We start from the raw sequence: 5,083 nt of genomic DNA on the forward strand, positions 1-5,083 counted from the left end.
GTCTATAACAGAGCTAATGTTATAGGAACAAGCCGCACGGGCAATTAGTATCAGTTAGCTTAACGCATTACTGCGCTTCCACACCTGACCTATCAACGTCCTGGTCTCGAACGACCCTTTAGGGGAATCTAGTTCCCGGGAAGTCTCATCTCAAGGCGAGTTTCCCGCTTAGATGCTTTCAGCGGTTATCTCTTCCGAACTTAGCTACTCGGCAATGCCACTGGCGTGACAACCGATACACCAGAGGTTCGTCCACTCCGGTCCTCTCGTACTAGGAGCAGCCCCCTTCAAACTTCCAACGCCCACGGCAGATAGGGACCAAACTGTCTCACGACGTTTTAAACCCAGCTCACGTACCACTTTAAATGGCGAACAGCCATACCCTTGGGACCGGCTACAGCCCCAGGATGTGATGAGCCGACATCGAGGTGCCAAACTCCCCCGTCGATATGAACTCTTGGGAGGAATCAGCCTGTTATCCCCAGAGTACCTTTTATCCGTTGAGCGATGGCCCTTCCATACAGAACCACCGGATCACTATGTCCTACTTTCGTACCTGCTCGACTTGTCAGTCTCGCAGTTAAGCACGCTTATGCCATTGCACTATTAGCACGATGTCCGACCGTACCTAGCGTACCTTCGAACTCCTCCGTTACACTTTGGGAGGAGACCGCCCCAGTCAAACTGCCTACCATGCACTGTCCCCGATCCGGATAACGGACCAAGGTTAGAACCTCAAACAAACCAGGGTGGTATTTCAAGGTTGGCTCCACAGAAACTAGCGTTCCTGCTTCAAAGCCTCCCACCTATCCTACACAGATTGGTTCAAAGTCCAATGCAAAGCTACAGTAAAGGTTCATGGGGTCTTTCCGTCTAGCCGCGGGTAGATTGCATCATCACAAACATTTCAACTTCGCTGAGTCTCGGGAGGAGACAGTGTGGCCATCGTTACGCCATTCGTGCAGGTCGGAACTTACCCGACAAGGAATTTCGCTACCTTAGGACCGTTATAGTTACGGCCGCCGTTTACTGGGACTTCAATCAAGAGCTTGCACCCCATCATTTAATCTTCCAGCACCGGGCAGGCGTCACACCCTATACGTCCACTTTCGTGTTTGCAGAGTGCTGTGTTTTTATTAAACAGTCGCAGCCACCATTTTATTGCAACCCTTTTGTCCTTCTGGCGCAGGCCAGTCAAACTACTTGGGCGTACCTTATCCCGAAGTTACGGTACCAATTTGCCGAGTTCCTTCTCCCGAGTTCTCTCAAGCGCCTTAGAATACTCATCTCGCCCACCTGTGTCGGTTTGCGGTACGGTCTCGTTAGACTGAAGCTTAGAGGCTTTTCTTGGAACCACTTCCGATTGCTTCGCGAACAAGTTCGCTCGTCTCATACCCTTGAATTACGCTGCCGGATTTGCCTAACAGCCTTCTTCGATACAAGAACCGGGACTTCCAACACCCGGACAACCTTCCGCGATCCGTCCCCCCATCGCATCTAACGACGGTGCAGGAATATTAACCTGCTTCCCATCAGCTACGCATCTCTGCCTCGCCTTAGGGGCCGACTCACCCTGCTCCGATGAACGTTGAACAGGAAACCTTGGGCTTACGGCGTGCGGGCTTTTCACCCGCATTATCGCTACTCATGTCAGCATTCGCACTTCTGATACCTCCAGCATCCTTTACAAGACACCTTCACAGGCTTACAGAACGCTCTCCTACCATATCCTTACGGATATCCGCAGCTTCGGTGACTGGCTTAGCCCCGTTACATCTTCCGCGCAGGACGACTCGATCAGTGAGCTATTACGCTTTCTTTAAAGGATGGCTGCTTCTAAGCCAACCTCCTGACTGTTTTAGCCTTCCCACTTCGTTTTCCACTTAGCCAATCTTTGGGACCTTAGCTGGCGGTCTGGGTTGTTTCCCTCTTGACGTCGGACGTTAGCACCCGGCGTCTGTCTCCCAAGCTCGCACTCATCGGTATTCGGAGTTTGCAATGGTTTGGTAAGTCGCGATGACCCCCTAGCCATAACAGTGCTCTACCCCCGATGGTGATACTTGAGGCACTACCTAAATAGTTTTCGGAGAGAACCAGCTATTTCCAAGTTTGTTTAGCCTTTCACCCCTATCCACAGCTCATCCCCTAATTTTTCAACATTAGTGGGTTCGGTCCTCCAGTGCGTGTTACCGCACCTTCAACCTGGCCATGGATAGATCACTTGGTTTCGGGTCTACACCCAGCGACTGAACGCCCTATTCGGACTCGATTTCTCTACGCCTTCCCTATTCGGTTAAGCTTGCCACTGAATGTAAGTCGCTGACCCATTATACAAAAGGTACGCAGTCACCCCTTTCGAGGCTCCTACTGTTTGTATGCACACGGTTTCAGGATCTATTTCACTCCCCTTCCGGGGTTCTTTTCGCCTTTCCCTCACGGTACTGGTTCACTATCGGTCGATTACGAGTATTTAGCCTTGGAGGATGGTCCCCCCATGTTCAGACAGGATTTCACGTGTCCCGCCCTACTTGTCGCAAGCCTAGTTCCACACCATCGATTTCGCATACGGGGCTATCACCCACTATGGCCGGACTTTCCATTCCGTTTTGCTATCGTTGATGCTAAATCTTGCAGGCTGATCCCATTTCGCTCGCCACTACTTTGGGAATCTCGGTTGATTTCTTTTCCTGTAGCTACTTAGATGTTTCAGTTCGCCACGTTCGCTTCGTTACCCTATGTATTCAGATAACGATGACCTTACGGCCGGGTTTCCCCATTCGGAAATCTGCGGATCAAAGCTCGTTTGCCAGCTCCCCGCAGCTTATCGCAAGCTACTACGTCCTTCATCGCCTGTAATCGCCAAGGCATCCACCATGTGCACTTATTCGCTTGTTCCTATAACGTTAGCCTCTTTTGCAAGAGCGTTATAAAGAAGCGTTGAGTTTTAGCGTTTGCCGTATTCCAAAGTAAGTCTTCTAATTGCTAAGATCACTTCGTAATACTTTGATTGATACAATCACACCCATTTTTACTTTCGCGAGAACCGAAGTCCTGGCGATCGTTTAAATGAATCTTTACTTCTTCCAGATTGTTAAAGAACAAAAACAGCCATTGATCGTAAAAGATCAAACCTAAATCACTACGCCATACGCTGAACGCTGACTTAGGTTTGACATTTCTTGGTGGAGGTTGACGGGATCGAACCGACGACCCCCTGCTTGCAAAGCAGGTGCTCTCCCAGCTGAGCTAAACCCCCGAAACCTTGGTGGGTCTGGTTGGGCTCGAACCAACGACCCCCGCGTTATCAACACGGTGCTCTAACCAGCTGAGCTACAGACCCGCTTGGATCAGTATCAGTAGCCAGTCAGTGACGTTGTGCCACTTGACCGTGCTTCACCAAATAACTGTTCTTGATTTACAGCCGATAAGTGTGGACGCTTAACTTCGTGCGCACTCTAGAAAGGAGGTGATCCAGCCGCACCTTCCGATACGGCTACCTTGTTACGACTTCACCCCAGTCACGAATCCTACCGTGGTGAGCGCCCTCCTTACGGTTAGGCTACCCACTTCTGGTAAAACCCGCTCCCATGGTGTGACGGGCGGTGTGTACAAGACCCGGGAACGTATTCACCGCGACATGCTGATCCGCGATTACTAGCGATTCCAACTTCATGGAGTCGAGTTGCAGACTCCAATCCGGACTACGATACACTTTCTGGGATTAGCTCCCCCTCGCGGGTTGGCGGCCCTCTGTATGTACCATTGTATGACGTGTGAAGCCCTACCCATAAGGGCCATGAGGACTTGACGTCATCCCCACCTTCCTCCGGTTTGTCACCGGCAGTCTCATTAGAGTGCCCTTTCGTAGCAACTAATGACAAGGGTTGCGCTCGTTGCGGGACTTAACCCAACATCTCACGACACGAGCTGACGACAGCCATGCAGCACCTGTGTGATGGCTCTCTTTCGAGCACTCCCAAATCTCTTCGGGATTCCATCCATGTCAAGGGTAGGTAAGGTTTTTCGCGTTGCATCGAATTAATCCACATCATCCACCGCTTGTGCGGGTCCCCGTCAATTCCTTTGAGTTTTAATCTTGCGACCGTACTCCCCAGGCGGTCTACTTCACGCGTTAGCTGCGTTACCAAGTCAATTAAGACCCGACAACTAGTAGACATCGTTTAGGGCGTGGACTACCAGGGTATCTAATCCTGTTTGCTCCCCACGCTTTCGTGCATGAGCGTCAGTGTTATCCCAGGGGGCTGCCTTCGCCATCGGTATTCCTCCACATATCTACGCATTTCACTGCTACACGTGGAATTCTACCCCCCTCTGACACACTCTAGCCGTGCAGTCTCAAATGCAATTCCCAGGTTGAGCCCGGGGATTTCACATCTGACTTACACAACCGCCTGCGCACGCTTTACGCCCAGTAATTCCGATTAACGCTTGCACCCTACGTATTACCGCGGCTGCTGGCACGTAGTTAGCCGGTGCTTATTCTTCAGGTACCGTCATTAGCTCCAGGTATTATCCAGAACCGTTTCTTCCCTGACAAAAGAGCTTTACAACCCGAAGGCCTTCTTCACTCACGCGGCATTGCTGGATCAGGGTTGCCCCCATTGTCCAAAATTCCCCACTGCTGCCTCCCGTAGGAGTCTGGGCCGTGTCTCAGTCCCAGTGTGGCTGGTCGTCCTCTCAGACCAGCTACTGATCGTCGCCTTGGTGAGCTTTTACCCCACCAACTAGCTAATCAGATATCGGCCGCTCCAGGAGCATGAGGTCTTGCGATCCCCCACTTTCATCCGTAGATCGTATGCGGTATTAGCTAGTCTTTCGACTAGTTATCCCCCACTCTAGGGCACGTTCCGATATATTACTCACCCGTTCGCCACTCGCCATCAGGAGCAAGCTCCTATGCTGCCGTTCGACTTGCATGTGTAAGGCATGCCGCCAGCGTTCAATCTGAGCCAGGATCAAACTCTTTAGTTTAATCTCTGTTTTGTGCCATTTCTGGCTACCCCGAAGGGCATCGCTCTCTCAAAATACTGACAGGTAATTTCTTGCGATCTTACCTATATTT

Annotated in this window: 2 tRNA genes and 2 rRNA genes; all 4 read right to left on the minus strand. The window is 51.1% G+C overall.

Annotated features, from left to right (window positions below):
• Positions 1–23: 23 nt before the first annotated feature.
• Positions 24–2,895 (minus strand): 23S ribosomal RNA (locus HFRIS_RS24230).
• Positions 2,896–3,180: 285 nt separating this feature from the next.
• A tRNA-Ala gene (locus HFRIS_RS24235) sits at positions 3,181–3,256 on the minus strand.
• 7 nt (positions 3,257–3,263) lie between these two features.
• Positions 3,264–3,340: transfer RNA gene (locus HFRIS_RS24240), tRNA-Ile, on the minus strand.
• Between the two features lie 119 nt (positions 3,341–3,459).
• Positions 3,460–4,992, minus strand: a 16S ribosomal RNA gene (locus tag HFRIS_RS24245).
• The 16S and 23S rRNA genes sit together here with 2 tRNA genes alongside, the layout of an rRNA operon.
• Positions 4,993–5,083: the final 91 nt, after the last annotated feature.

Origin of the sequence: Herbaspirillum frisingense GSF30 (genome assembly GCF_000300975.2) — a bacterium.
In the GTDB taxonomy this organism is placed as follows: Bacteria; Pseudomonadota; Gammaproteobacteria; order Burkholderiales; family Burkholderiaceae_D; genus Herbaspirillum; species Herbaspirillum frisingense.